The organism is Paenibacillus barcinonensis (genome assembly GCF_003217495.1).
Lineage (GTDB): Bacteria > Bacillota > Bacilli > Paenibacillales > Paenibacillaceae > Paenibacillus > Paenibacillus barcinonensis.
Window position 1 is genome coordinate 336,271 of sequence record NZ_QJSW01000001.1, and the last position, 26,658, is coordinate 362,928.

Genomic DNA, 26,658 nt, shown 5'->3' on the forward strand with positions numbered 1-26,658 from the left:
CCAGCCTCCTTGAAGCAATTTCCATCATGATTCACCTCAGGAGCTGAACGTACCGCCCGATTTGGAGTCTGCATGTTTCATTTGCTCAGGATAGCCATACGTACCGTGTTCACTAAGATCAAGACCCATTGTTTCTTCTTCTTCAGTAACACGGATACCCATAATAGCTTTCATACCGCCCAGAATAATGAAGGACATCACAAGTACGAAGGCAAATGCACCTACAAGACCTAACAATTGCACGCCCAATTGGTGGAATCCACCGCCATAGAACAGACCCGCTTGACCTACGCCTACTTTCTCAGCCAGTTCAGGTGTTGCGAACAAACCTGTAGAAATCGCACCCCACATACCAGCGATACCGTGTACGGAGAAGGCATAGATTGGATCATCAATCCCTTTACGATCGAAATATTGTGCTGTGAAGAATGTAATAATACCTGCCAGTGCACCAATTACCAGAGCTGCCCAAGGTTCTACGAAGGCACAAGCACCAGTAATGGCAACGAGTGCAGCAAGCACACCATTCAGCATGCTAGGGATATCTGATTTCCCAAGAACTGCCCAGGAAATCAACAGTGCAGCTACACCACCCGCAGCAGCAGCTACATTGGTAGTCAATGCCACATATCCGAAGAAACCATCACCCATAGCAGACAACGTACTACCTGGGTTGAAACCGAACCAACCGATCCAGAGGATGATTACCCCGAGTACGGAGTACACTTGGTTATGACCTGGAATGATGTTAGGTTTGCCATCTTTGTTGTATTTACCAATACGAGGTTTAAGCAAGATCGTTGCTACGAGCGCTGCAGTTGCACCAGTCAAGTGAACAACGGTAGAACCTGCGAAGTCTTGCATGCCCAGCTCGGCAAGCCAGCCGCCACCCCATACCCAGTGAGCAACAACCGGATACATAATAATGGTGTACAGTGTACCAAACACGATATATACGCTCATTTTTGCACGTTCTGCCATACCACCGCAGGCAATCGCCAAGGATACAGCAGCAAAGGCAAGGTGGAATATAAATTTAATCGTTAGCGGAACGTCGGAAGCAGCCAGTGACTCAAAGGAAGCAGCCATCTTGTCTCCGCTCAAGAAGAAACCAGTCGTCCCGAAGAATCCATTACCGTTACCGAATCCTAGGCCAAAACCAATTCCCCAGAATGCAATAACCGAAATCCCGAGTGTCAGGATTGTCTTACCCGCAATGTGTCCTGCATTTTTCATTCGAGTAGAGCCTGCCTCCAAAAGTGCAAAGCCCCCTTGCATAAAGAACACGAGCACTACAGCCAGGAACGTAAACACTGAATTCAAACCACTTTGAAGTTCAATAGTACTCGGACCCTCCGCTGCAGCTGCGAATGCACTTACCGGAAAAGCCAGCAAAGTAAGCATTACTAACATTGAAACCATCCATTTCTTTCTCATATACCCCACTCCCTCTTATGTTATATTTCTTAACACATCGTGAAACTCTTAATGTCATTATAAGCAGAAGACAGGAAAGTTGACAAGAGTATTTTCATCATTTTTCAAAATATTTTATGGGAATAAAGTCTTACGTCTTTTTCTTGCACTTAAGTACATATTCATATTGCTTAAGCACATAGATATAGAAATGGAGGCAAGCTATGCCAAAGCATAACGTTTGACTGTATGGTTGGTGATCATGTATCATACTTATTAGTAATAATAACCGGGCGCACTCTAATGAAGCGCTTGAGGAAACTACATTTCCCTACATTTGAACTTGCAAGCGAGGTGAATATCATTGGGGATATGAAACTTTTCCGGATTGGCGAGCTCGCCAAAACCGCTAGTGTAAGTGAACGAACAATTGACTATTACACAAAACTTGGGCTCATCGCTCCTGAAGAACGAACACAAAAAAATTATCGTCTCTACAGTCATGAAACCTTAACCAGGCTAGAACGTATTGTACAGATGAAACAGGAGAAGTATAGTCTCGAAGAGATCAAACAATCTCTTGAGAAATGGAGTCTGGTCAGCACAGAGGAACAGGTTGCAAGCAAACTGACATCACTTGAACTTCATGTGCAGCAGCTTGAGCGAGAGGTTAATGAGCTCAAGCCACTCCTTGGAGAGATGAAGCCAGTACAAGCTCGCAAAATGATGGCAGGACTCCTCACAAAAAGCGCAGGCACGATGGAGGCTTTAAAAATCCTGCTTGAAAACACCATGATGTAGCTTATTATGATGAAAGCGGAGGAATGAATATGAGTTTCAATAACGGAATGTTCGTACTGATCATTATCGCCTTTTTACTCTCTTTATGGGCGCAATTCCGAGTTAAAGGTACATTTAGACGCTGGTCCGAGGTACCTAACCTGAGTGGCATGACTGGTTACGACGCAGCCCGCCACATGTTAGATGCTAACGGCCTTCACGATGTACCGATTGAACCCGTTCGCGGTTCACTCTCTGACCACTACGATCCCATTAATCGGGTCGTTCGTTTGTCCGAGCCTGTATACTATGAACGCTCCATCTCGGCCCTATCCGTTGCTTGTCACGAGGTTGGCCATGCGATCCAACATAAAGAAAGTTATCCAATGCTGGCACTACGTCATCGGATCTTCCCGATAGTAAACTTTGCATCCGGAATTGCACCACTCTTGTTAATCGCAGGTTTCATCTTTAACGCAATGAACCTGGTCGGCGTCGGCATTATTTTCTTCTCGGTGACGGTTGCTTTTCAATTGATCACCCTGCCGGTTGAGTTCAATGCCAGCAATCGCGCTCGTGAGATTATGGTATCCGAAGGTTATATCCGTAACGAAGAGGAAAAAGGCGTAGCTAAAGTGTTGAATGCCGCAGCTTTAACTTATGTGGCTGCCGCTTTAATCTCGTTGCTTGAGTTGATACGTTACATCGGTATCTTTAACAGCCGTGATTAATTAAAACATCCATAATAGCTTGGTAAAAACAAAACAATACCCCACCGTTTATTCGGATGGGGTATTGTTTTGCTGTAAACCAAAATAATGAAGCAAGAACGAGCGGAAGGACTGTGCAACCAACGGGAGCTTATCATCTGCACGATGAATTAAGCCGATTGTTCTGGTTACCTTCGGATGAGAAATCGCCACATGTGCAGGCTGCAACGGATTGGTCTGAAATAATGCCATTTCCGGCAGCAAACTAACCCCCATACCCGCGGCAACTAATCCACGAATCGTATCCGTCTCTTCGCCCTCAAACGCAATTTTAGGTGTAAACCCTGCCTCCAGACAGGCATGCCACACAATCGGACGAAGTGAGTACCCTTTGCTAAAAAGTACAAACTTGTCATCCTTCAACTGCTCCAATGCAATTCTCTCTTCCCCTGCGAGCGGATGATTTGGCGGCAAAATGGCATGCAGCTCCTCGGTCAGTACAATATCACCCGCTACTTGATCATGTTTTTCGGGAAATGGTGAAATGAAAGCCAAATCAACCTCCGCAGATAACACATCCCGAATCAATGTTGGATACATTCCCTGCTTGAACCTGAATTTCACATTCGGATAACGCTGACGAAAAGCAGCCACCACCGAAGGAATCAGATGAATTCCCAGACTGTGGGGAAAACCGATGCGAATTTCCCCATGCTCCGGGTCAAGAAACTCATGCACCTCTCCAACTGCCTTGTCGAGGTCTTTCAATATGCCTTCAACCCGTTTGCAAAAAAGCTGGCCCACAGCAGTTAACTGCAGGTTCCTTCCTTTTTGCATAAATAGATCCACCCCAAGCTCTTCTTCGAGCTGATGAATCTGCCTGCTGACCGCAGATTGCGCCACATGAAGCTCTTCAGCCGCTTGTGTGACGTGCTCCTTCTGCGCCACCTTTAAAAAATAATGCAACTGTCTTAATTCCACTTGCCTGATCGCTCCAATCTGTTATACCCTACTCTATCCCTATTAACGCATTCCATCTTGAGAACGTTCTGACTACTTCCTCTTCCTGAATATACGCGGTTTCCACAAACGAATCATCAAGCCATAGATAAAGAATCCGGCCACCAGACCACCTAAATGCGCCATCCAATTGACATTTGCTACTGCAAAGGAGAAAATAATCCCGAATAACAGCAACGTGTACAACGTTTTGCGTGATGTCTCATCCATCAGGCCCCGCTGGAACAACGCCACGTAGAGAAACGCCCCATACACAGCATAAATCGCACCGGATGCTCCTACCGAAATCGTAATTACGTTGATCGAATTATAGTACGCAATTGCAAGAATATTGCCGACCACACCACCTGCCAGGTACAACACTCCGTATCGTAACGATCCCAGAAGACGCTCCATCGGCGGAGCAAACACAACTAACGCAAAGCTGTTAAACAATAGATGACTGAAGCCGGCATGCAGGAAGATGGAGGTCACATAACGCCACCACTCTCCAGCCAATAACTCATGGTTTGTCAGCGCACCGAACTTCAACAACACCAGACTGCTCGTTGAACCACCATTAAACGTCAAGACAAAAAACATAATTACATTCGCAATTAATAACAACGATGTCAAAGGAAAGAACTTCAAATAACTTTTCCAATTTTCATAGCGGATAAATATCATAGACTTTTTACTTTCACTCCACCCTGTTAAGATCAGACACAGCTTCTCGGATACACCACAAGGCGCATCCACGGATTGGACAATGCCTTTCATAAAAGATTATAATGGATTTTGGCACGGATCACCAATTTATAAGGAGGAACATTATTTATGACACAAGAACGTACAGGCGCAGCCACTTTTAAAGGCAACCCTATTACCTTGATCGGACCTGAATTGAAGGTAGGCGATCAAGCTCCAGACTTCACTGTGAGCAAAAACCTGCTTGAAGACGCATCTCTGAAAGATTTCGCAGGCAAAATCAAATTAATCAGCGTTGTTCCTTCTCTGGACACTGGCGTATGTGATGCACAGACTCGCCGCTTCAATGTTGAAGCCGCAGATCTCGGAGAGAACGTTGTTGTTCTAACTGTCAGCGTTGACCTCCCATTCGCACAGGAACGTTGGTGCGGTGCAGCGGGCGTTGACCGCGTAGTGACACTTTCTGACTATAAAACGCGCTCTTTTGGCGAGAACTACGGCGTTCTGATCAAAGAATTCCAGCTCGACATGCGTTCTATATTTGTAGTGGATGCCGAAGACAAAATTACATATGTGGAGTACCTGCCTGAAATGACAGACTCCCCTAACTTCGAGCAAGCCATCGCTGCTGTAAAAGCTTTGCTGTAAAACTGGTTTCATATGTGCAGAATAAAAGCGAGGAAGGTCCGCCTTCTCTCGCTTTTTGTATGCCATCCTTTATGTTACTCATTCACTTTGTATTTGCTCAGCTTTTTATCCAATACAGAGAACAGGTTCATAATTGTACGGTAGTTTGAACCCAGATCTCCCATTGAGCCGCGGGATGCTGAATACATATCTACTGCACTCCGCACAGGACTTACTGAAATAATGGAAACCGTAATATCCATCGTGCGCCCAAACGTCGTGCGCTTCTCCAGTATAATTTCCCCTACCGAGTGCACCTCATGCAACACTTTATAACCCGGAATTTTTTTGAGTGTCGACGAGATCTCTTCCCAGGCCTTCTCTTTAGATAGATTGTAATACCGTGTTTTTAATTTGGGATCCTTGGCTCGATCGCTGGTTCCCTCCATGCTGCGGATGATACCGACGAGCGTTCTCTTTAAGGTCAAGACCCTTCCTCCTTTGAGTGTAACCGTTCCATTTATGTATTCTAGTGTAACATTGTTCTTGGAGTAACAAAAGGGTAAGCATCATATTTAACAAAAATAGAACGCCAACTCCCCGCGATGCTTAATCATTCATCTACAGCAGCCCGTAAACAAACGTAAAAACACCCTGGCTTCCTTCGTTGAAGGAAAAGTCAGGGTGCTGTACATTGTAACATTGAAAACCCGCCTATGCCGTCCGGCTACATTGTCTTATGAACCTGCTTGGCAGGTGGGTGACTGCAAAAATGCATTTGAAGTCCCCTTGTCTTATAGACAGGGCTTTTCAGCAACATTCTGTATTAATCTCCCAAAGACATCATCATTGGTTCAAAACAACGAATAACCGAAACGTACATCGCAGGATGTACAATTATTATATCCCTAACTGTGTAAAAAGTAAATGCCGCAGCACCACGTTTTATTTAGACTGTGTAAAATCCTTCTGGTCAGCCGGTTCAGCTGCCTTGCCCTCTTCATTAGCATCATCAGACTTCTCAGCCAGTGCGGCAGCCTCTTCTTCCTCCTTCTGCAGTTGAAGCTTCTGCATCTGCTCCTGCATTTTGTTGTAGGTCGCATAGAAGTTAAAGAACGCAAACCAGGCTATAATGCTCATGATGAAAAAGATAAACAACACCGGATAACGCAATCCGATATAAAACAGCAATCCGCTTCCCAACAATGTGGAGAACACACGGAAAGGCCGAATCAACGTCAGAAGCACGGCATTTTTGATAATTAGTCCGATTGACATGTGATAGTGAACAACCATTGAGAAGAAGTTAAACAAGGATACAAACAGCAACAGGAGCAGCACCAGCATAATGATACCAACCAGCTGCATATTGCGGAACTGCGTCATATACACCGTATAGTCCAGGTACATAATCACAAACAGCAGTGTATAGAAAATACCCCCGATTAAGCTTTGCTTGTAGTTTTCCTTGTAACCTGTAAAGAACGTACGGAAGATCGGAACATCCGTATCTCCCATATTCCATTTACGAACAACCGTGAACAATGCTGCTGTAGCCGGAAAAAGTGTAAGCGGTGCCACAATGGCTATAGCCCAGTTCATTTGTAATGATTCGTTGGCGAGATTCTGCTGCATCACGAGCAGTTTCATAATCAAGAAAAACAGAAATGGTGACGAACAGATGGCCCACAATAGATTGGTTGCAGCCAGTCTCGTAATCCATTCTGTCAGCCGGTATATCCCGCCCATAGCTCCTTTAAACTCCAAACCATTCTCCCCCTCCGTACCTTGCCTATAACCTCAAGTCTAATATTAATATACCTTATTATATATAGGAAAAGCCAGCACTTCCCGAAAGAAGATCACTTTCAAAAACATGCATCACAGTAATAATTGGAAATTATATGAACATTTACAAATACAAAAGGATGGGGCAGCATCCCTGCCCCATCCTCATTAAATCGTATGCTTATTCGAAGGAGTTGTCTCTAGCTGGACGACGTCCCTCATTGTTGTTGCTTGGGCGCGGTTTGCGATCACGGTTGTAGCCGCCTTCTCTGCTTCCGGTTCCACCACTGTTACGGTCACGGTTGTAGCCACCACGTCCACCGCTGCTGCTGTTGCGGTCACGGTTGTAGCCACCACCACTGCCGCTACTGCGGTTACCGTTATAACCAGATGGCTTACGTCCGCCAGAACGAACATCTGGTCTGCGACGTTTTGCACGGATTGGATCTTCTGGAGTCAGATCAACCTGAGCATCCTTTTTGTCGCCCGTGAGAAGTTTCAATGCTGCAGACAGCAATTGCACAGAATCATACTGCTCAAGCATTTGAATCGCAATGCCTTTGTACTCGTTCAGTTCGCCGGATTGAACAATCTCCAGGAGACGTTCAGCCGTTACACGTTGTTTTCCTTCAACCGCTTCAGCCATCGTTGGCAGTGGTTTACGCGGAATACGGTGACGAGTTACGCGCTCAATGAAGTGCAGGTGATCAATCTCACGCGGTGTAACGAAAGACCATGCTGCACCTTCTTTACCCGCACGGCCTGTACGACCAATACGGTGAACATAACTTTCAGGATCTTGCGGAAGGTCAAAGTTCACTACGTGGGTTACGCCCGATACATCGAGACCACGAGCCGCTACGTCTGTTGCAACGAGTACATCAATGCTGCCGTCACGGAACTTACGCATTACCGTATCACGTTGGTTTTGTGACAAGTCACCATGCAGGCCATCCGCAGAATATCCACGTTTTTGCAAAGCTTCAGCCAATTCGTCTACGCGACGCTTTGTACGTCCGAATACAATTGCCAGTTCAGGAGATTCCATATCCAGCAAACGGCTGAGTGCTTCGAATTTCTGGCGCTCAGGAACTTCGATATACGCCTGATCAATCAACGGAGCGCTGACTTGTTTAGGAATAACAGAAACGTGTTCTGGGTTATTCAAGAATTGTTGAGCCAGTTTTTGAATGTTAGGAGGCATTGTTGCAGAGAACAACATCGTTTGACGATCGTCTGGAACTTGTTTCAGGATGGATTGAATATCCTCCATAAAGCCCATGTCGAGCATTTCATCCGCTTCGTCCAATACGACAGTTTGTACATCATCAAGTTTGATTGTTTTACGGTTGATGTGGTCAAGGAGACGTCCTGGTGTACCGATGATAATCTGTGGTTTTCTTTTCAGTGCACGAATCTGGCGTACGATATCTTGTCCGCCGTAGATTGGCAGGGAGCGCAGACCTTTGAAGCGAGTAAGTTTTTCGATCTCTTCAGCAACTTGGATCGCAAGTTCACGTGTAGGTGCCATAATGAGGGCGCGGATTTTTTCATCCGTTTTGGAGATTTTACTAATCAATGGAATACCAAATGCTGCAGTTTTACCTGTACCTGTTTGAGCTTGACCAATCAAATCTTTGCCTTCAAGTGCAATTGGAATCGATTTGGATTGAATCGGTGTTGCTTCTTCAAACCCGAGCTCAGTGATGGCTTGCAGCACCAGTGGTTCAAGATTGAAATCTGAGAAATTTAAATTTGTCAAAATTATTCATACTCCTTTTATATGGTGGACATGGTGGACAATCCACTTTGTTGTCTGTATTCTTAAGTAGCGTTAATATTTATAGGGTATCCCAACGGGATGAATTATTTTCACGTACGAACATAATTCCATGAATGGGTCCCCAACATAAGACTAAAACTACAATCGTGCGTTTGAAACATTTCAAATTTTAGCTTTCGATTTGGGAAAAGTTTCCTACTCAAGAATATCCACAAATCATTATATCATAAAACTATTCAAGATTACCAGCAATCTGGTTTTAAATAAAAATGAGGTGATTAAATTGCCCAAAATAATTTGGCACTCTTTGGTGATCATTTTGGGTGCTGCAGCGATTGCCTGCGGCTTTAACTGGTTTTTGGTTCCCCACCAGCTGCTGAGCGGCGGGGTATCCGGTATTTCCATGCTTCTGGGTTATTTCACAAAGCTGAACCTTAGTATAATGTATTTTGTTCTAAACATTCCCCTGCTTGTTGCAGGTTGGTTTATTCTTGGACGCCGCTTCATTATATTAAGCATTATCTCGGTAGCAGCCACTTCCTGGTTCATCGCCCTGCTGCCTGTTTCTGCTGTCGCCACCGATCCCCTGTTAAGCTGTGTCTTTGGCGGTGTGCTTATTGGAATCGGCACCGGGTTCTCCTTCAGAGTTGGTGGTTCCACCGGTGGACTTGATATCGTGGGTTCTATTTTCACCCGGAATCGCGATTTCCCGATCGGTACCGTAATGGCCGGCATGAACGGGGCTATTATTCTGCTTGCAGGCTATCTGAATGATAACTGGAACATCGCTCTTGCCTCCATGGTTTCCATCTATGTTACAGGCAAGGTGCTGGATCTCATTCATATCAGTCACGTCAAGGTCACATTGTACATTATTACCAATGAAACCGAGGCTATGCTCAAAAAGCTGCTGGTTCGTCCTCGCGGGGTTACAAAAATCAAAACGCAAGGGGCATATACGGACATTGAAAAGGATATGTTAATGACTGTGACAACACGTTACGAACTGGTCGAGATCAAACGCATCATCAAGGAAACCGATCCTAATGCATTTGTGAATATTGTGGAAACGGTAGGGGTTATGGGCTCCTTCCGCCGCAGCTAGACACATGCCCGTTAACAATTCGCAAGTTTGTGGTATAATAATGGTGCACCGTTCTTAAATATGTTGTAAGCAGGTTCTGAACTTTACTTTTCACCAAGCCATAAGCTTTCCCGATTCGCACCGAATGACTTACCATTTTGGAATTCGAGTAGGAAAGGGTGATTATTGTGGATATGGAAACGGTAAAACTGTTCGAAATTGTCAACAAATGGTGCCCGGAAATGCTCCCTTTCTTGAAACCGAATGAACTCGACTCGCTGATTGTGCTCCGGGATGGGCTGGGCATCCTGGAACAGGGAGACGCAATGGAAATCATTCAATACAGTATTTGTGAGCATCAGAACGATGTGTATATTCAATAAAATCTTTACAGATTGATCACGCCGCTTCCTGACGAGCATAACCTTCGTCAGGAAGCGGTTTTTTACTGTGTTTTTTCGTTTGCAAACCATTTTATTGTTCATACTGAGGTATTAAAGTAACTTCGCTCTGTCTCTTCCTGGACGCCTGCACTGTTCAAACCAACCAAAATCCTCTAGAATAAATAGCTGTCTGACATGACATCGTCATGATAACTTTAAAGATCGCGAGGCAATTCCAGTGAACATGCACACAACGAACTTTTCACAAAAGATTAAACAATTTCTGATTATATTTCTGCCCATCTTCACTACACAGCTTGCTCTTTCAGCCATGTCCTTCTTTGATACCAATATGTCCGGAAAGTTTTCTCCTGCTGATCTGGCAGGTGTAGCCATCGGTACAAGTCTGTGGATGCCCGTGCAAACTGGTCTTAGCGGCATTTTGATGGGCATCACACCTGTTGTTTCTTATCTGCTTGGCTCGCGTCGCCACGATCAGATTGGGCACAGCGTCATTCAAGCCTTATATCTCGGCATCGCTGTAGGTTTGGTTGTATTGGGTGCAGGAGCACTCCTGCTTAGCCCTGTCTTAAACGGAATGCCGCTGGAGCCACATGTCGCGAATGTCGCATTTTATTTTTTGTGCGCGCTTGCGTTTGGCATCGTACCGCTGTTTGGCTACACCGTGCTGCGCAGCTTCATGGACGCCCTTGGACAGACAAGGATCACCATGCTGATCACGCTGGTCTCCCTGCCCGTTAATATTTTACTGAACTATGTGCTGATCTTCGGGCGTCTGGGATTCCCTCAATTGGGCGGAGTTGGCGCAGGTGTCGCTACCGCTTGTACATACTGGCTCATTTTCCTGATCAGTTTGTTTTTTGTGCATCGCATCGAGCCTTTTGCCCCGTACGGGATTTTCCGCGAGTGGTCACCGGTCTCCCTCCGTAAGTGGAAAGAGCTGCTTCTCATCGGTGTGCCAATCGGCTTTGCAACCTTTTTCGAAACATCTATTTTTGCTGCCGTTACGTTGCTTATGAGCCGATTTGATACAATTACCATTGCAGCCCATCAAGCAGCTCTGAATTTCGCCTCCACCCTTTATATGCTGCCTTTGAGCATCTGTATGGCCCTTACAATTCTGGTCGGTTTCGAGAACGGCGCCGGACGATTAAAAGATGCCAAGCAGTACAGTGTGCTCGGCATCGGAGGTGCTGTTGCTCTCTCCTTGATCACAGCCGTTATCCTGCTGGTATTCGGAGAACAGATCGCTGGCGTGTACTCCAATGAACGTGATGTTATAGCTCTAACTCAGCATTTCCTAATCTATGCGATTTTCTTCCAGATTTCAGATGCGATTGCTACGCCCACCCAAGGAGCACTGCGCGGCTACAAAGATGTGAACCCTGCCTTGATAATTACCTTTGTCGCCTACTGGATCATCGGCCTTCCTGTAGGGTATATCACAGCCACCTATACCTCGCTTGGCGCGTTTGGATACTGGATCGGTCTTATCGCCGGATTGGCTGTAGGTGCGACTGCACTTCTATGGAGACTTTTCCACGTGCAGAAGCAAGCGGCACTTCGTCCTTGACTGAAATGGACCCTTTCAATTTCATCAACATTTTAACATCAAAAAAAGAGCACAATCCGTATCAACGGAGTTGTGCTCTTTCTTGATTAAAGAACCGTTACTGAGATAGACGCTGTGCTAACTCATACGTTTCCATATCAAATGCTTTTTTCGTATTTACCACTTTGTCGATATCGGTGAGAACCAGCTCACCTTTAATAATTCCGCAGCCTTTATCTGTTTCGCCTGCAATCAAGCTACGTACTGCGAAATCACCAAGACGGCTCGCCAGGTTGCGGTCAAACGGTGTTGGCGTCCCGCCACGTTGAATATGTCCAAGCACGGTAACACGCGGCTCATACGTTGGGCAACGTTCCATTAATTCTTTGGCTACATCTTCACCTTTACCTACACCTTCAGCAACAATGATGATACTGTGGCGTTTGCCATGTGCAAAGTTGGCTTTCATCCGTTCAGCCACTTCATCCATGTCAAACGGAACCTCTGGCACCAAAATCGTTTCGGCTCCCGAAGCAAGTCCGGCATGCAGTGCGATGTCACCACAGTGACGGCCCATAACCTCAACGATGGAAGAACGTTCATGCGAGGACATTGTGTCACGCAGCTTGTTTACCGCATCAACCACAACGCTTACGGATGTATCAAATCCGATCGTGTAATCAGTGAATGAGATGTCATTATCAATTGTGCCTGGCAAGCCCATCGTGTTAATGCCGAGCTTGCTCAGCTTGTTCGCACCATTGTATGAACCGTCTCCGCCGATGACGATGAGACCATCAATGCCACGAGCGCGCAAAATATCTGCCCCTTTTTGCTGCCCTTCAGCGGTATAAAATTCTTTACAACGTGCGGATTGCAGAACAGTTCCCCCGCGCTGAATAATATCCCCGACACTCCGAAGATCCATTGGGAAAATGTCATTATTCAGAAGCCCTTGGTACCCGCGTTGAATACCAAAAACCTCCAATCCGTGATATAGTCCGCTGCGAACAACCGCACGAACGGCCGCGTTCATCCCCTGTGAATCACCACCGCTCGTTAACACTGCGATTTTCTTTACTGCTGTCATGATGTTTCTTCCTCCTCTGGTTTCACTTCAGGCTCCCGCAACAACACACCTGACTTACATATGCTTGCGTATCCAGCGGCTGAAAATGAAGAAAAACACACGAGTAATCGGGCTGTTCTTCATCAGTCGTTTGGACACATCGCGAACCTCCTGCTGTTCGCTGACTTTGGGATCAGACAGGTAAATGGCTATTAGTCCTTCAATAATCATCCGGTGAAACGCAGTCCCCGGAATCTTCTGCACATCACTGCGAGCCATCTCCACAATAAAAGCAATTCGGTCCAGCATCGTCTCCACATTCTCGTAGTAGTTGCAGAAGTTGAGATCCCCTTCGATACGATCCTCACCCTGGTCGATCAAATAATCGAGCATGATGTGTAATGCGCATACATGCGGGAAATAAGCCGTATGGATTGAAACCGCCTGCTCTTCGGTCAGCTGTTCGTCGCTTGCAGCAAGGAACAGCATAAATACTCCCAGAGTAGAGCCAGTAGCTGCGGCAAATTCATTCCAGCGGAACTGAGGTGTGCGGTGGCGATGCTCCGACCACCATTCGAGCAAAGCCGTTTCTCTCAGTTCTGGTTTGATGTGCTTATATACCTGCAGGTCCGTGTATAGGCCTGCCAGATCCTGTATTTGTCGCTTGGCTGACGCATATCCCGGTAGCTGACGGGTCAGCTCCTGACAAGTCGTCACCAGATTCCGAAGATATCCGCCATCATCCTGCTCCTCACGAAGCGCATAATAGTTGACGGGTACAGCCTCGGGATCTACCGCATCAAGCATGGATTGATGGAGCAGACGGAAATCATCCGGGTCCATCGAGGTGCTGCGGTCGCACAGATTGTCCAAATAATCACTTATCGTTTGATAAGAAACAATTAACGGAATCAGAATATGACGGTTCGGCAGGTCAGCCAAAGCATAAACAGTTCCACCTTCACAATGGAATTGCTTATCTCTTATGCTGGCAAGTGCCTGCGTTCGCAATTCTTCATCAGGAATTGCTTCAGCCTGGGCACGCCATTCATTCAATGCATTACGCGTTTCCGGAATGGTGTATTTGTACACCCCTCTCATCAATGCCAGCGCTCCTCGCGGGTACTGATGACGTTTTCGATTTGATTGGCTCAAATTAAATGTGCCTCCACTTTGATTGAATACGTATTAGAGCTGTTTTTTAACCATTACTATTATAATATGATCCCCTTAATTGTACAAATGATCTACCGCATAAACCGCACAAAATGTCGCATCTCCCGCCAATCGTTTATGTTATACTATGCATATTTCTATCCATCAAAGGAGTCGTTGACATGACGTCAGGTGAACCACTTTCGTGGAGTCGGTTATTTTCTTTTTTTGTGCCACTCGGCATTTCCGCCTCTCTCGTCACCATATCACACGTAATTATCAACAGTACACTTGCCCGAGCAGCCCATCCTGAGACAGTGATAGCCAGCTATGCGATTGCCGGAAGTCTGCTTACCTTAACGGAGCGTCCCTCTACTCTACTTCGCCAGACCTGCTCTGCATTGGTGCGTGACAGACTCTCCTTTCAGGCGTTGACGTTTGTTACCAAAATCTTTCTGGCCTGTGTGCTGCTGATCGGATTTCTCATCGTATATTCTCCCGTCGGCACTGGAGTGTTCAAATATTTATTTGGTGTAAGCCCGGATTTGCTAAGCAAAGTGATCGACGTTTACGAGATCCTAATGTACGTCAGTATTTTTTCGGTCATTCGAAACATTTATCAGGGCATCATCATTACAAACAACCGAACCAAATGGCTGACCATCGGCATGATCTTCAGGCTAGCCGGTATGTATGGTCTATCCCTCTATTTCATCTATACAGATTCCATTAACAGTGGTCGTGTAGGCGCTATCATCTTTGCGGCGGGAATGATGATCGAAGCGCTCGTCAGCTATCTGGAGGGCAGAAGCATCATGCGACAAATGCCAGCCAAGCTGGACGATCACCCTGTGGAAAGTAAGGGGGATGTGTTTCGTTTTTACAAACCGCTGCTGTTATCCAGCTTTGTAGCCCTATTTATAGGTCCTGTAATCAACATTGTGCTTGGCAAAACAACCGGGATTGCTCTTGCCATCTCTTCGTTTGCCGTAGCCAGCAGTCTGATGCAGCTCATGCTGAGCTTTTTCACCTACATTCATCAGATTGTGCTCAACTTCTATCTGATTGATGCCAAACTCGTCAAGAAATTCGCACTGGTTACCGGCTTTATTCCGTTTGCCATGACCGTATCTATCGCATATACTCCTCTCGGTCCTTGGGTGTTTGAGAACGTGATGAGTGTTCAAGGCCAGCTGCTGGAGCAAAGTCTTTGGACCCTTCGTGCCTTTGTCCTGTTTCCGCTAATCTCTCCGTTTCTTGATTTCGGTAACGGTCTCATCCTGCTTCGCGGGCAGACCAAGACGATGTTTCGCTCACAAAGCGCAAACGCTATCTGTACCATCATCGTTCTGCTCATTCTGGTCAGCATCTTTCCGGCGTGGAACGGTATGATTGGAGCAGCAGCCCAGTCCCTCGGACTACTTGCAGAACTTGTTATCGTCTGGATGGTAATCCGGCGCACACAAAAAGAGCCAACCATGACTGTGTCTGCATCTCGCGGGTCTGTATCCTGAATGGCTAACAGAGCTTTTGAAACACACTACAAATGAATTCTTCGGAATACAATTATTGACATGGATTGAAAACTGAACAGGATTCAAGAATGGAGTCTCTCATCATGAAATCAAGCTTCACTGCACGACCAGATCAGAATTGGCTTCGGGCACTTATGTTCACCATCTTTGGTTCTACCGCCCTGGTCGTATCCTACTTCCAGCTTTACTTCAGTCATCTTGGCTTCAGCCCCGCTGAAATCGGTTATCTGTACGGCATCGGTCCGCTCATCTCTGTATTCTCCAACATGTTCTGGAGTATGGCGAGTGACAAGTACAGAACGGTGCGAAAAATTATGATCATCCTTCTGGGTGGTCAGCTGATTACAGGTGTACTGCTGGCAAACGCGTCCACTTTTGCAGAAGTATTTGTTCTTGTGACCTTATTTTACTTTTTCTATTATCCGGTTTATCCGCTCTCGGATACGATGGCTATTACAACGGCACATAAATATGGCCGTAATTTCACGTCTATCCGGGTCTTCGGCTCGATCGGCTATGCGTTCTTTGCGCTCAGCATCGGTTACGTGCTCGGCTCGTTTGGTCCCGAATGGACGATGGGCATTTGCATCGGTCTTGCTGCAATAACATTGCTTATCAGCTTTCAGCTGCAAGATCAGCCTTCCGGTGGCGGAGGAAAAATGCAATTATCCGGGGTGTGGGATATTCTCAAGCGCCGAGAGGTGTTCACCTTTTTCGGATGTGTATTTCTGCTCGCTATGGGGCATCGGATGAATGAAGCGTTTCTGACCATTACCCTGAAGGACCTGGGTGCAAGTGAAGGCCTGATTGGCTGGTCCCTGCTGATCTCTTCTGTAAGTGAAATCCCGATATTTTTACTGCTCAGCAAGTATGGAAACCGATATAAAGAGCTGCCTCTTCTGACCTTGGCTGCCTTGATGTATACCATTCGCCTGCTATTTATGTCCTTATCAGATACACCCACTTCAGTTGTACTCATTCAGACGATGCACAGTGTCACCTTTGGCATCTTCTATGTCACTGCTGTTCGATATATAACACGGCTTGTGCCTGACAATTACCGGGCAACCGGGATGGCTCTGTTCACTATTGTCTGGTCCAGCGCTTCCGGGCTGCTGAGCGGGACTTTAGGCGGGCTGCTGCTGGAGCATACCGGACGTCAGACGTTTTATCTTACAGCGATGGCCTTTGCCTTGGCTGGCCTCGTCGGGTTTGGCGTCAAGCTGCTCAGCAGCCTTGCCAGTCGTTCATCCTGAGTTACATCCCGACTACCGACGATATGAACCAAAAAAAGCACAGTCTCCGTAAGGGGACTGTGCTTGTGTTCGTTGTATTCAGCTATAATCAATCATTTATAAGAAGTCCGTACAGAACGGAAAAATCTTACAATTTAATTACGTTAGCTGCTTGAGGACCACGGTTTCCATCAGTGATTTCGAATTCTACCGCTTGACCTTCTTCCAATGTTTTGAAGCCGTCGCCTTGGATTGCGGAGAAATGTACGAATACGTCCTCGCCGCCTTCAACTGAAATAAAGCCATAGCCTTTTTCTGCGTTAAACCATTTAACTGTACCTTTCAAATGAACAACCTCCTAAAAATATCGCCATCTATGGCGAATACCCTTATTATACTGTATGGGCTTCCAATTTGCAATTTATCTTTTCCATAAATATAGAAAAATTTGCTTTGCAACGTAGGGTACGGTATCATTTTACCAAAACCGTTAGTTTGGAGACTACCTATGATAAAAAAACACGAAATATACAAAACAGACAAGTGGAATATGATGACTGTAGAGGTACAAGGCAAATATCTCGTCCTGCGGGAAATTTCTGAAGAGTGGGGCGAGGAATGTCACACCTTCCTCAGCCGCCCTGCTTTGATGCATTGGGCTGAGCGCCGCTTTCCGAAGGAGGATTTCGAGAATCGCGAAGAGGAATGGCGTGCATTGATGGCAGCCTTCAAGGGAGTATAAAGCGATGCAGCTGGATTCAGGCAATGTCGTTATTTTTATCATTCTCGCCTTCTCACTCGGAATTGTTTTAATTCTGGGACGCAACTCCATCCCTGACCGACTGAGAAAAGGAATGGCTCTGATCGCTACCCTTATGATCTGTTTCGCCTTTTTCTTAATCGTTTATTACCTCGTTAACATGGGGGCCTAACGCTTACATCCGTACTTGCTTGCGTATTCACAAGTATCCAGGCTCTCAAATATTTCAGCTATGCCCAGGCCATACTATATGAAGTGATTTGTATAGCAAGGAGGAAGGCTGTTGAAATATCGGAAAACCTTATTTATTTTACTGGCTCTTAGCCTGTTCCCTTCGTCTCCTGCCGCTCAAGCACAGGAGACGAAGACGGCTATGCCCATTTTTTCAGCACACAATCAAAGGAGGATTCCCATGAGTAAACTATTGAAACGTTCCGAAGTGCCAGCCGAGCATACATGGAAACTGGAAGATTTATTTGCCGATCAGAAGGCTTGGGATCAGGAATATGAAGAAGTATCTTCTATGCTGAAGAAAGCCTCCGAATTCCAAGGTAAACTTAATCAGCCCGATACACTCAAAGCTTGCTTCGAATTCGAAGACAAAATCGGACTCAAGCTTGAACGACTTTTCGTATACGCTCGTATGCATCAGGATGAAGACACAGCTAACCCTACATATCAAAGCCTGTCCCAAAAAGCGCAAAAGCTGGGTGTAAACGTAGGTGAAGCACTTTCCTTCGTGACACCTGAGATTCTATCTTTACCAGACGCAGAGCTGGACGCTTTCATCAACAATGAGCAACTTGCCGCCTATACCTTCACGCTGGAGGAGATGAAACGCGAGAAAGCCCATGTATTAAGTCAGGCTGAAGAAGCTCTGCTCGCACAGGTGGGCAATCTTTCCCAAGCTCCTCAGACAATTTTTGGCATGCTAAACAACGCCGATCTCAAGTTTCCACGAATCAAGGATGAGAAGGGTAATGAGGTCGAGCTGACGCATGGCAGCTACATTCAATTTCTCGAAAATCCTAATCGTGAAGTTCGTGAGCGCGCCTTCAAAGCAGTATACGAAACGTACGCCAAACAAAAAAACACGATTGCAGCTGCGCTAAATGCCAATGTGACCAAAAACATGTTTTATGCCAACGTGCGGAAATATCCTTCTGTAATGGAAATGAATCTGTATGGTGACAACATTCCGACCGATGTTTATACCAATCTGGTGGATACGATTCACGAGAGTCTTCCTTTGCTGCATCGCTATATGGATCTTCGGAAAAAATTGCTTGGCGTAGATCAACTGCACATGTATGATCTGTTCGCTCCGCTCGTGGATGAATACAAAATGGATATCACGTATGAAGAAGCCAAGCAGACGGTAAAAGCAGGTCTGGCTCCACTCGGCAAGGATTATGCAGAAGCACTTAAGTCCGGTTATGATAACCGCTGGATCGACGTATATGAAAATGAAAACAAACGCTCAGGCGCTTACGCATGGGGTGCTTACGGCACTCACCCGTATGTTCTGCTTAACCATAAGGACAATCTGAACAGCATGTTCACACTTGCTCATGAGATGGGTCACGCGCTGCATTCACACTATTCGGATACAACCCTTTCGTATCGTGATGCGCAGTATACCATTTTCCTGGCAGAGGTTGCTTCGACCACAAATGAGGCCTTGCTTATGGATTATATGCTGAATAAATCAACGGATCCGAAGGAAAAACTATACCTGCTCACGTATTATGCAGATCAGTTCCGCACCACCGTATTCCGCCAAACGATGTTTGCCGAATTCGAGAAAATTATTCATGAGCGTGCAGAGCAGGGCGAAGCTCTCACACCACAGCTGCTATCGGAAATTTATTATGACCTGAATGTGCAATATCATGGCAAAAACATGGTCGTTGACAAAGATATCGAGATGGAATGGGCGCGTATTCCTCACTTCTATAACAGCTTCTACGTATATAAATACGCTACAGGCTTCTCGGCAGCGACCAGCTTCTCCAAGCAAATTCTGGAGGAAGGTCAGCCTGCTGTAGACCGCTATCTCGGCTTCCTGAAAAGTGGCGGGAGCGACTACTCGATCAATATTTTGAAAAAAGCCGGTGTAGATATGTCTACACCACAGCCAATTCGTGAAGCAATGAGCGTATTCAAGGACCTGATTGAGCAGATGGAGCAATTAACCAAATAAGGATACACTGACCTGTAATCTGTATCCCTTGCCCCAACGGGCAAGGGATTTTATAATCAAGCAAGATGCAGTTTGCTTCAAAAAGGGTAATGCATCTCTAGTTCGCAAATGTTCAACAAGGAGGCAACATCCATGAAAATGCAATGGGCGCTTATTGCAGGTCTCGTTTTTGCACTGCTTACAGGGGTTTTCGCCGTCATCAATGTCGATTCCGTACAGGTTAACCTGCTGTTTAATACCGTTCGAGTTCCATTGATTCTATTAATTCTGGGCTGTACGCTAATTGGTGGAATTATTGTCGGCTCTTATGGAATCTTCCGTCAATACCGATTGCAGCGTGAAAATAAACGCTTGAAATTGCGTATTAGTGAACTGGAGGCTTCTACAGCCAGCACAGCTGTACCTGTGTCATACGACAGCCTGAACTCTATCGGTTCAAGCGAACCTGAACATGATGAACAGTTGCACAATGATTCCATTCAAAGTCAGCATAAAGGAAATTCTACAGGAACATTGTAAAATCAGAAACAGCCTGCTGGCGAGCCGGGAATGGACATGCCTCCCCTTTCCAGTCAGGCTGTATTCTTTTACTCAAACCATGCCAGCAGGCGGCATAATTTAAGGAGGAAGATCCCATGAGCTTTACCATTAATGAATCTTACGTTCTGTCTTTTCTCAAAAAATTACTTGATACACCAAGCCCAAGCGGATACACCCGGCACATTATAGAGATGATCTGCGAGGAAGCAGAGTCCCTGAATATCTCCTGGGATCTGAACAACAAAGGTGGTGCCGTGCTCACTTGGCCAGGTCAGGATTCTTCCAAAACCATCGCCCTTAGTGCACATGTAGACACACTAGGTGCAATGGTACGTTCCATTACACCTTATGGAACGTTGAAGCTGACCTCTGTAGGCGGTTTTACGATGCACAGCATTGAGAACGAATACTGCTCCATTCATACAAGAGATGGCAAGGTATATACGGGAACCATTCTATCTCTGCATCCTTCCGTGCATGTCTACCCGGATGCCCGAACATTCGAACGTTCAGAGAACCACATGGAGGTTCGCATTGATGAACTGGTTTCCTCCAAAGAGGATGTATTGAATCTCGGAATCGGCGTTGGTGACTTTATCTCGTTTGATGCTCGTGCTGTCATTACACCAAGCGGTTATATCAAATCACGTCATCTGGATGATAAAGCCAGCGTCGCTGCCCTGTTCGGCATTCTTGAATCTGCGCATCGGGAAGGCTGGAAGCCCGTACATAACGTTACACTGCTCATCTCAAACTATGAAGAGGTTGGACACGGAGCAGCTTACATTCCGGCCAATATCAGTGAAATGATTGCCGTAGACATGGGAGCTATGGGAGATGATCTCAGCTGTAAAGAAACCGATGTATCCATATGTGCCAAAGACTCCTCTGGCCCTTACGACTACGATATGACAAGTCGTCTGATTGAGCTGGCGAAGCAAGCAGGTATGGATTATGTCGTCGACATTTACCCTCAATATGGCTCAGACGGAAGCGCAGCTCTGCGCGGCGGTAACAACATTCGTGCGGCATTAATCGGCCCTGGCGTGCATGCTTCTCACTCCATGGAGCGTACTCACACCAAAGCGGTAATCAATACAGCACGTCTGCTTGCCGCATATATCACCACACAGGAATAAATCACTAAGTCTAATTCGTATGTCTATTGGATATGCATTTATCTTCCTTCATCACAGGACAAAAGGACACATCCTCCTCAGCACATTCATTGTGCGAGAAAATGTGTCCTTTGTTATGTTCTTACGCAGCGACGCCTCTTAATCGCGTCATTCAAGCCAGTTCTACATTATTCCGATCCGTTTGATTAAAGCAAAAAATGCCTTTCTTCAAAGCAGCTTTCAGCCACCTTGAAGAAAGGCAATGATATGTTTTTCATACCTAATACCGATCAGGATTTATTCTGTTCAATCTGCTCAGCGATCTCATTCAGTACAGTCCAGCGCTCCATTAATTCATCCAGATGACGTTCAGCCTCGGTTTGCTCGGTCATTAACTCCTGCAAACGGGCAGAATCACTGAAGGCATTCTCCATCTCTTTGTTGATTCGCACCAGATTCGCTTCAGCCTTCTCAATGTTCTCATCAATCTGATCAAATTCACGCTGCTCCTTAAAACTGAATTTCAGCTTCGGCTTCGCAGGGGCAGCGGAGGCAGCAGGAACAGCCTCGGAGGCTTTTTCATTTGCCTGTTTTTTGGCAGCAGGAACAGCACCACTCTGCTGATTAACAGGCGCATTTTTAAGCATCCATTCTGCATATTCGCTATAATCACCTACGTGCACACGGATGGCTCCATCACCCTCAAACGCCAGCACTTTATCGACCGTACGATCCAGGAAATACCGATCATGCGATACTACAAACACAACGCCTGGGAAATCATCCAGATAGTCTTCCAGTACCGCAAGCGTCTGAATATCCAGATCATTCGTCGGCTCATCCAGCAGCAATACATTGGGAGCCGCCATCAGAATTCGCAGCAGGTAGAGCCGCCGTTTCTCTCCACCGGACAAACGAGCTATGGGCGTCCATTGTGAGGCTGGACTGAATAAAAAGCGCTCCAGCATCTGGGCTGCTGTAATGAGTGAACCGTCAGCTGTTTTAATATTTTCGGCCACTTCCTTGATATATTCAATAACACGCATTGTCTCGTCCATTTCCTGATGCTCCTGGGTGAAGTAACCCAAGTTGACAGTTGGCCCAAGTACAACTTCTCCGGCATCCGGCTGTAATCTGCCCGAGATCATCTGTAGCAAGGTGGATTTACCACTGCCATTCGGACCAACAATGCCTACACGATCACCCGGCACGGCGATGTAGCTCAGATCTTCAATCAGCTTGCGGTCATCCGCAGACTTGGAGAGATGCTCGATCTCCAGTATTTTTTTACCCAGACGTGTGGAGCCAACAGACACCTCCAGGGAACCAGAACGCTGAATCCCCTGCTGATCTTTAAGCTGTTCAAACCGATCAATTCGCGCCTTCTGTTTCGTCGTGCGCGCCTTGGCTCCCCGGCGAATCCAGGCAAGCTCGGTTCGCAGCAGATTTTGACGTTTCTGCTCCGAAGCCACTTCCCGCTCCTCCCGTTCAGCCTTCAGCTCCAGAAAACGTGTATAGTTTGCCTCATATCGGAACAAGCGTCCATGGTCAAGCTCCAGCATGACATTAGCTACACGGTCGAGGAAGTAGCGATCATGCGTAATCATAAGCAATGCGCCACGCCGCTTCTGCAAATATTGCTCCAGCCACACAACTGAATCGTTATCAATATGGTTCGTCGGCTCATCCAGAATGAGCAGTTCGCAAGGATGAATTAACGCTGCCGCCAAGGCAACCCTTTTGCGCTGTCCACCTGACAGGGTACCCATAAGCGCATCAAATTGCTGTATACCCAGTTTGGACAAAATACTTTTTGCTTCACTCTCCATCTGCCAGAGCTGAAGTTGCTCCATCTGTTGATTCAGATGCATCAAGCGCTCGTTCAGTGCGTTATCCGACGGATTCAATTCCAGCAGCTCCATCGTTTCTGTATACTCACGTACCGTTCTCATCTCAGCGCCATCGCCTTCAAACACCTGCTGTAATACTGTATTATTCGGATTAAACTCCGGGTTCTGTGCCAGGAATTGCACACGTACATCATTTCCTATAGCAATCTGACCCTCATCTGCCGGCTCTAAACCGGCAATAACTCGCAAAAACGTAGATTTCCCCGTGCCATTCACACCCACTACGCCGATTTTATCCTGATCCTCCATCCCAAATGAAGCATCATTGAACAAAATTTTCTCGCCATAACTTTTTGCAATTTGTTCTACCGTCATTATGTTCATTGCTCGTTACCCACACTTCTCTGTAATTTGAGATGCTCTACCCTCTAATAAACGTATTACGCACGCTCCCGTAATTTCCTATACCTGCAAAAAGGAACGACAGCCGTCCAAAAACAATGCCGCCGCAAATGATATTCGCTTGTTCAGATCCGTCTCATTAAATTCAGGATTCAGCATAATATCCATCTTCAGTCGATCCAGAATACCGATATACGCTTCTGCCAGCAGGACTGGCTCGGGTACTCCGGCACTCTCAAGAACACTGCGTACGATGCTCATGTATTCATTCATAAAGGCTTTCATAAACTTCATCAAGTCCGGATCATTATTCGGTGCCATAAAAAATAACTTGGTATGATTGCGACGCTCATAATAATACGTCAGATGTGTTTTCGCAATGGCAGCAAGCTTGTCACCCGTATTTTCATTTGCCTGCAAAGCGTATTCCAGTCGGCTGATAAAGCTGTTACAATCTCGCATGGACACAGCAACAAACAACTGCTCCTTGCTTTTGAAATACAAATAAATCGTGCCCTTGGCAATGCCCGCCTCATCTGCAATATCGGACATTTTGGTCTCATAGAACCCTTTCGATCCAAAAATGCCATAGGCTGCATCCAGAATAGCCTCCGATTTATCTCCTTGTATCGTACTCAACCTGCATTCCCTCCCTATAACGCCAACATACTGCCTATTCCTATGGCTATACCTCCACCAATCAAAGAACTGAGCACATTGACCAGATCATTGCTCATCCATGACAAGCCCCTAGCCCTTACCGTCTTATGACCGCAGTGTTCATGAACCTCTACCTCACGTCCACACACCGTACAGCGATACATCTTCTGTACCGTTGCACCCAGATAGGAATCCGCGAACGCTCCCGCTAAACCACCTATCAATCCCGTCAACATCCAGCCCAGCCAGTTCATCTGCTCGATCCCGCTAATCCATGCAAAAACAAACGCACCGAGACCAATTAAAGCGCCACCCAGAGCGGCAGCAGCACTTCCCAGTAAAGACACTCCCCCGGAAGCTCCAGGCGTGAGCACCTTCCAGGTCATTACGGAACGAGGCGGCTTGCGACTCAGACTTCCGACCTCTGTTGCCCAGGTATCTGAGGTGACGGTTGCCATTACTCCGATAAAAGCATACATCCAGGCCGGGTGTGGAACCCACCAGTTGGCAAGACATAACAGCATGCCCATGCCGCCATTCGCCATCACTTGCCCGGCATCCCGATTACCTGTCTTGGCATAAGACTTCTCCATCTCCTGCTTCCGTTCTTTACGAAACCGGGACAGCAGTGTTGATGTGATGAAAAATAACAAGAGCGTACCGAACCAGAACAGATTGCCTGCCCCGTAATATATCGTACCCATCATAATGGCTGCCAAGCATCCTGACAGAGTTAGCGATTTTTTTGCATAAGCGGCTCCCGCTACCAATGAAGCACACACAGCACCAATCATCCAATCCATAAGCTCTCCTGCATGTGATATTTATGCCGTTCACATGACCTTTATTTTATTTTGAAAGTTAATTATACCACGGTTTGCAGCCAATGCCGAAACGGAACATAGAGCCTGACAAAACCTTATTTACTTTTAAGTTTCCCTTCAGGTTCATCGGTTACAATAAGCTCAGATCAAACCACTGGATAGCTGCGACCTAGGTTCGTACATAACGATAGAAATGAGGGCATAACGATGAATGCGAGAAGAGTTTTTATCCTGGGCACGATGATTGTAACGATGTCTTTTGCCGGAACAGCATGGGGGAAATCAGCTATTACTCCTATACCTATGCCTAAATGGTCCATTGTTGATCTGGAGAACAGCAGTGAGAATGAGGATGATGAATTTCTCAGCGCATTAAATCAGTCATCCGAAGAAGAAGTCGCTGACAAGCTGTATCGAGGCCACTCCCTGCGAAGCATCGCCCAAAGCAACGGAGGGGATTACGACAAGGTTATTGCCCTTCAGATCCGACAGCTCCAAGCACAGCTGGATGAGCGCCTTGCAAGCGGAAGCATCAGCTCCGAGCAGCACTCGCTTCAGTCGATGGAAATTACACAACTGATTACGGATAGTGCAAACAAAGCGTATATTTCGTCGGACTTCAAACTTTGACGTTGGCATGGCTATTATTTGATAACTTCAAGGCAGCGAAATGCAAAAAAGGAGCGCATCGCGCCCCTCGGTTAACATAAATCTAATTGGATTCATGTTGCAGCCCACTACACATCCTTACGGATCATGTCAAGTTTATGATTTACTCAGCTGCCTTGATTGTACATGCTCCAAGCACTGTGCCATCCCACGCCAGTTCAAGCACATCCCCTGCGTTAGCAGCACCTACACCTTCAGGCGTGCCTGTGAAAATAACATCTCCCGGCCCCAGGCCGTAATGATGACCTACATAATCTACGATATCCTGCAAGCTGAAGATCATGTTGCTTATGTTACCACGCTGAACCTGAACACCATTCTTCATCAGCGCAAAATCTTTCTCAACCATCGCCGCAGCTCCCGGAAAGGTCTGAAACGCTGTGATGGGTGCCGAGTTTCTGAACCCTTTGGCAGCTGTCCATGGATGCCCCTTTTTCTTGATCACGGTCTGCACATCACGCAGTGTAAAATCAATTCCGAAAGCATAGGCATCCACCAGTTCATCCACTCGCACTCCCGGCTCATAATCCCGGCCAATTCGAATGACCAACTCCGCCTCATAATGAACCTCACCCTTGGAAGCTGGCAACTCCAGCGCTTCTCCATTCAGAGCCACAACTGCATGGGATGGTTTCATAAAAATCATCGGTTCATCCGGAACAGCATTGCCCAGCTCCTCGGCATGAAGTTTATAATTGCGTCCTACACAATATACATTACAGATATTTGTTAACATGAGTTGTAACCACCTTTGCTGGATTCAATGCTTCGATTATACACCCTGGTT

At 46.4% G+C, this 26,658-nt stretch carries 27 protein-coding genes and 1 other RNA gene; 14 read left to right on the top strand and 14 right to left on the bottom strand.

Going from position 1 to position 26,658, the window contains the following annotated elements; translation table 11 throughout:
* Nucleotides 1-36 precede the first annotated feature (36 nt).
* Nucleotides 37-1,437: an ammonium transporter gene (locus DFQ00_RS01500; RefSeq protein ID WP_110893444.1), complete on the bottom strand. Its 1,401-nt coding sequence runs from the start codon at nucleotides 1,435-1,437 to the stop codon at nucleotides 37-39.
* 351 nt (nucleotides 1,438-1,788) lie between these two features.
* Between DFQ00_RS01500 and DFQ00_RS01505 the strand changes: the two genes are divergently transcribed.
* Nucleotides 1,789-2,217, top strand: a complete 429-nt coding sequence (locus tag DFQ00_RS01505; protein ID WP_110894053.1) for a MerR family transcriptional regulator — start codon at nucleotides 1,789-1,791, stop codon at nucleotides 2,215-2,217.
* A gap of 29 nt (nucleotides 2,218-2,246) precedes the next feature.
* On the top strand, nucleotides 2,247-2,927 hold the full coding sequence (locus tag DFQ00_RS01510; RefSeq protein ID WP_110893446.1) for a zinc metallopeptidase: 681 nt from the start codon (nucleotides 2,247-2,249) through the stop codon (nucleotides 2,925-2,927).
* A gap of 48 nt (nucleotides 2,928-2,975) precedes the next feature.
* Here DFQ00_RS01510 and gltC read toward each other — a convergent pair whose 3' ends face one another.
* Together gltC and DFQ00_RS01520 are read right to left on the bottom strand one after the other, a co-directional pair.
* The gene (gltC, locus tag DFQ00_RS01515; protein ID WP_110893448.1) at nucleotides 2,976-3,887 is read right to left on the bottom strand and encodes a glutamate biosynthesis transcriptional regulator GltC; all 912 of its coding nucleotides are present in this window, start codon (nucleotides 3,885-3,887) and stop codon (nucleotides 2,976-2,978) included.
* Between the two features lie 72 nt (nucleotides 3,888-3,959).
* On the bottom strand, nucleotides 3,960-4,592 hold the full coding sequence (locus tag DFQ00_RS01520) for a rhomboid family intramembrane serine protease (RefSeq protein ID WP_110894055.1): 633 nt from the start codon (nucleotides 4,590-4,592) through the stop codon (nucleotides 3,960-3,962).
* Between the two features lie 150 nt (nucleotides 4,593-4,742).
* On the opposite strand from DFQ00_RS01520, the gene tpx reads away from it, so the two are divergent.
* A complete protein-coding gene (gene tpx, locus DFQ00_RS01525; protein WP_110893450.1) occupies nucleotides 4,743-5,261 on the top strand; it encodes a thiol peroxidase in 519 nt (172 codons plus the stop codon).
* A 74-nt stretch (nucleotides 5,262-5,335) separates the two neighbouring features.
* On the opposite strand, the gene DFQ00_RS01530 is transcribed toward tpx, so the two are convergent.
* The 4 genes from DFQ00_RS01530 to cshA form a co-directional block, all read right to left on the bottom strand.
* Entirely contained in the window at nucleotides 5,336-5,728 is a 393-nt protein-coding gene (locus tag DFQ00_RS01530) for a DUF1499 domain-containing protein (RefSeq protein ID WP_110893452.1), read from the bottom strand.
* A gap of 215 nt (nucleotides 5,729-5,943) precedes the next feature.
* Nucleotides 5,944-6,134: non-coding RNA, 6S RNA (gene ssrS, locus DFQ00_RS01535), on the bottom strand.
* 51 nt (nucleotides 6,135-6,185) lie between these two features.
* Nucleotides 6,186-7,007: a YesL family protein gene (locus DFQ00_RS01540; protein WP_110893454.1), complete on the bottom strand. Its 822-nt coding sequence runs from the start codon at nucleotides 7,005-7,007 to the stop codon at nucleotides 6,186-6,188.
* Nucleotides 7,008-7,209: 202 nt separating this feature from the next.
* Nucleotides 7,210-8,790, bottom strand: coding sequence for a degradosome RNA helicase CshA (gene cshA / locus DFQ00_RS01545; RefSeq protein ID WP_110893456.1), 1,581 nt, complete (start codon nucleotides 8,788-8,790; stop codon nucleotides 7,210-7,212).
* 304 nt (nucleotides 8,791-9,094) lie between these two features.
* Here cshA and DFQ00_RS01550 point away from each other — a divergent pair, with 304 nt between their 5' ends.
* The 3 genes from DFQ00_RS01550 (at nucleotide 9,095) to DFQ00_RS01560 (ending at nucleotide 11,872) form a co-directional block, all read left to right on the top strand.
* Entirely contained in the window at nucleotides 9,095-9,916 is an 822-nt protein-coding gene (locus DFQ00_RS01550; protein ID WP_110893458.1) for a YitT family protein, read from the top strand.
* A 173-nt stretch (nucleotides 9,917-10,089) separates the two neighbouring features.
* Nucleotides 10,090-10,278 (top strand): hypothetical protein, encoded by a 189-nt coding sequence (locus tag DFQ00_RS01555; protein WP_174812284.1) that lies wholly within the window; start codon nucleotides 10,090-10,092, stop codon nucleotides 10,276-10,278.
* A gap of 244 nt (nucleotides 10,279-10,522) precedes the next feature.
* Nucleotides 10,523-11,872, top strand: a complete 1,350-nt coding sequence (locus DFQ00_RS01560) for an MATE family efflux transporter (protein WP_110894057.1) — start codon at nucleotides 10,523-10,525, stop codon at nucleotides 11,870-11,872.
* A gap of 97 nt (nucleotides 11,873-11,969) precedes the next feature.
* Here DFQ00_RS01560 and pfkA read toward each other — a convergent pair whose 3' ends face one another.
* Both pfkA and DFQ00_RS01570 read right to left on the bottom strand, forming a co-directional pair.
* Nucleotides 11,970-12,941, bottom strand: a complete 972-nt coding sequence (pfkA, locus tag DFQ00_RS01565; protein WP_110893462.1) for a 6-phosphofructokinase — start codon at nucleotides 12,939-12,941, stop codon at nucleotides 11,970-11,972.
* A 54-nt stretch (nucleotides 12,942-12,995) separates the two neighbouring features.
* Nucleotides 12,996-14,075: a tetraprenyl-beta-curcumene synthase family protein gene (locus tag DFQ00_RS01570; RefSeq protein WP_167433567.1), complete on the bottom strand. Its 1,080-nt coding sequence runs from the start codon at nucleotides 14,073-14,075 to the stop codon at nucleotides 12,996-12,998.
* Nucleotides 14,076-14,257: 182 nt separating this feature from the next.
* Here DFQ00_RS01570 and DFQ00_RS01575 point away from each other — a divergent pair, with 182 nt between their 5' ends.
* Nucleotides 14,258-15,589 carry a multi antimicrobial extrusion protein MatE gene (locus DFQ00_RS01575; RefSeq protein WP_110893466.1) on the top strand — a complete coding sequence of 444 codons (1,332 nt, stop codon included), beginning with the start codon at nucleotides 14,258-14,260 and terminating at the stop codon, nucleotides 15,587-15,589.
* A gap of 104 nt (nucleotides 15,590-15,693) precedes the next feature.
* Nucleotides 15,694-16,866, top strand: a complete 1,173-nt coding sequence (locus DFQ00_RS01580) for an MFS transporter (protein WP_110893468.1) — start codon at nucleotides 15,694-15,696, stop codon at nucleotides 16,864-16,866.
* Nucleotides 16,867-16,993: 127 nt separating this feature from the next.
* Here the strand turns inward: DFQ00_RS01580 and DFQ00_RS01585 are convergent, their stop codons facing one another.
* Nucleotides 16,994-17,191: a cold shock domain-containing protein gene (locus DFQ00_RS01585; protein WP_095288023.1), complete on the bottom strand. Its 198-nt coding sequence runs from the start codon at nucleotides 17,189-17,191 to the stop codon at nucleotides 16,994-16,996.
* A gap of 162 nt (nucleotides 17,192-17,353) precedes the next feature.
* On the opposite strand from DFQ00_RS01585, the gene DFQ00_RS01590 reads away from it, so the two are divergent.
* The 5 genes from DFQ00_RS01590 to DFQ00_RS01610 all read left to right on the top strand — a co-directional run bounded on the left by DFQ00_RS01590 (nucleotide 17,354) and on the right by DFQ00_RS01610 (nucleotide 21,487).
* Complete coding sequence (locus DFQ00_RS01590; protein ID WP_090924721.1) at nucleotides 17,354-17,587, top strand: hypothetical protein; 234 nt, start codon at nucleotides 17,354-17,356, stop codon at nucleotides 17,585-17,587.
* Between the two features lie 4 nt (nucleotides 17,588-17,591).
* Nucleotides 17,592-17,777, top strand: coding sequence for a hypothetical protein (locus DFQ00_RS01595; protein ID WP_425270998.1), 186 nt, complete (start codon nucleotides 17,592-17,594; stop codon nucleotides 17,775-17,777).
* A 240-nt stretch (nucleotides 17,778-18,017) separates the two neighbouring features.
* A complete protein-coding gene (gene pepF, locus DFQ00_RS01600) occupies nucleotides 18,018-19,808 on the top strand; it encodes an oligoendopeptidase F (protein ID WP_110893470.1) in 1,791 nt (596 codons plus the stop codon).
* A 132-nt stretch (nucleotides 19,809-19,940) separates the two neighbouring features.
* Entirely contained in the window at nucleotides 19,941-20,327 is a 387-nt protein-coding gene (locus DFQ00_RS01605; protein ID WP_110893472.1) for a LapA family protein, read from the top strand.
* Between the two features lie 116 nt (nucleotides 20,328-20,443).
* Nucleotides 20,444-21,487 carry a M42 family metallopeptidase gene (locus DFQ00_RS01610; RefSeq protein ID WP_110893474.1) on the top strand — a complete coding sequence of 348 codons (1,044 nt, stop codon included), beginning with the start codon at nucleotides 20,444-20,446 and terminating at the stop codon, nucleotides 21,485-21,487.
* A 269-nt stretch (nucleotides 21,488-21,756) separates the two neighbouring features.
* On the opposite strand, the gene DFQ00_RS01615 is transcribed toward DFQ00_RS01610, so the two are convergent.
* The 3 genes from DFQ00_RS01615 to DFQ00_RS01625 form a co-directional block, all read right to left on the bottom strand.
* A complete protein-coding gene (locus tag DFQ00_RS01615; RefSeq protein WP_110893476.1) occupies nucleotides 21,757-23,700 on the bottom strand; it encodes an ABC-F family ATP-binding cassette domain-containing protein in 1,944 nt (647 codons plus the stop codon).
* 78 nt (nucleotides 23,701-23,778) lie between these two features.
* Complete coding sequence (locus DFQ00_RS01620; protein ID WP_110893478.1) at nucleotides 23,779-24,357, bottom strand: TetR/AcrR family transcriptional regulator; 579 nt, start codon at nucleotides 24,355-24,357, stop codon at nucleotides 23,779-23,781.
* 14 nt (nucleotides 24,358-24,371) lie between these two features.
* On the bottom strand, nucleotides 24,372-25,181 hold the full coding sequence (locus DFQ00_RS01625) for a DUF92 domain-containing protein (RefSeq protein WP_110893480.1): 810 nt from the start codon (nucleotides 25,179-25,181) through the stop codon (nucleotides 24,372-24,374).
* A 228-nt stretch (nucleotides 25,182-25,409) separates the two neighbouring features.
* Here DFQ00_RS01625 and DFQ00_RS01630 point away from each other — a divergent pair, with 228 nt between their 5' ends.
* Nucleotides 25,410-25,832 (top strand): hypothetical protein, encoded by a 423-nt coding sequence (locus tag DFQ00_RS01630; RefSeq protein WP_110893481.1) that lies wholly within the window; start codon nucleotides 25,410-25,412, stop codon nucleotides 25,830-25,832.
* Between the two features lie 142 nt (nucleotides 25,833-25,974).
* Here the strand turns inward: DFQ00_RS01630 and DFQ00_RS01635 are convergent, their stop codons facing one another.
* Nucleotides 25,975-26,607, bottom strand: coding sequence for a fumarylacetoacetate hydrolase family protein (locus tag DFQ00_RS01635; protein ID WP_110893483.1), 633 nt, complete (start codon nucleotides 26,605-26,607; stop codon nucleotides 25,975-25,977).
* Nucleotides 26,608-26,658: the final 51 nt, after the last annotated feature.

Coding starts and splice junctions, on each gene's coding strand:
- DFQ00_RS01500 (WP_110893444.1), bottom strand. CDS start 1,437: ATGAGAAAGAAATGGATGGTTTCAATGTTAGTAATGCTTACTTTGCTG.
- DFQ00_RS01505 (WP_110894053.1), top strand. CDS start 1,789: ATGAAACTTTTCCGGATTGGCGAGCTCGCCAAAACCGCTAGTGTAAGT.
- DFQ00_RS01510 (WP_110893446.1), top strand. CDS start 2,247: ATGAGTTTCAATAACGGAATGTTCGTACTGATCATTATCGCCTTTTTA.
- DFQ00_RS01520 (WP_110894055.1), bottom strand. CDS start 4,592: ATGATATTTATCCGCTATGAAAATTGGAAAAGTTATTTGAAGTTCTTT.
- tpx (WP_110893450.1), top strand. CDS start 4,743: ATGACACAAGAACGTACAGGCGCAGCCACTTTTAAAGGCAACCCTATT.
- DFQ00_RS01555 (WP_174812284.1), top strand. CDS start 10,090: ATGGAAACGGTAAAACTGTTCGAAATTGTCAACAAATGGTGCCCGGAA.
- DFQ00_RS01560 (WP_110894057.1), top strand. CDS start 10,523: ATGCACACAACGAACTTTTCACAAAAGATTAAACAATTTCTGATTATA.
- pfkA (WP_110893462.1), bottom strand. CDS start 12,941: ATGACAGCAGTAAAGAAAATCGCAGTGTTAACGAGCGGTGGTGATTCA.
- DFQ00_RS01575 (WP_110893466.1), top strand. CDS start 14,258: ATGACGTCAGGTGAACCACTTTCGTGGAGTCGGTTATTTTCTTTTTTT.
- DFQ00_RS01580 (WP_110893468.1), top strand. CDS start 15,694: ATGAAATCAAGCTTCACTGCACGACCAGATCAGAATTGGCTTCGGGCA.
- DFQ00_RS01590 (WP_090924721.1), top strand. CDS start 17,354: ATGATAAAAAAACACGAAATATACAAAACAGACAAGTGGAATATGATG.
- DFQ00_RS01595 (WP_425270998.1), top strand. CDS start 17,592: ATGCAGCTGGATTCAGGCAATGTCGTTATTTTTATCATTCTCGCCTTC.
- pepF (WP_110893470.1), top strand. CDS start 18,018: ATGAGTAAACTATTGAAACGTTCCGAAGTGCCAGCCGAGCATACATGG.
- DFQ00_RS01605 (WP_110893472.1), top strand. CDS start 19,941: ATGAAAATGCAATGGGCGCTTATTGCAGGTCTCGTTTTTGCACTGCTT.
- DFQ00_RS01610 (WP_110893474.1), top strand. CDS start 20,444: ATGAGCTTTACCATTAATGAATCTTACGTTCTGTCTTTTCTCAAAAAA.
- DFQ00_RS01615 (WP_110893476.1), bottom strand. CDS start 23,700: ATGAACATAATGACGGTAGAACAAATTGCAAAAAGTTATGGCGAGAAA.
- DFQ00_RS01625 (WP_110893480.1), bottom strand. CDS start 25,181: ATGGATTGGATGATTGGTGCTGTGTGTGCTTCATTGGTAGCGGGAGCC.
- DFQ00_RS01630 (WP_110893481.1), top strand. CDS start 25,410: ATGAATGCGAGAAGAGTTTTTATCCTGGGCACGATGATTGTAACGATG.
- DFQ00_RS01635 (WP_110893483.1), bottom strand. CDS start 26,607: ATGTTAACAAATATCTGTAATGTATATTGTGTAGGACGCAATTATAAA.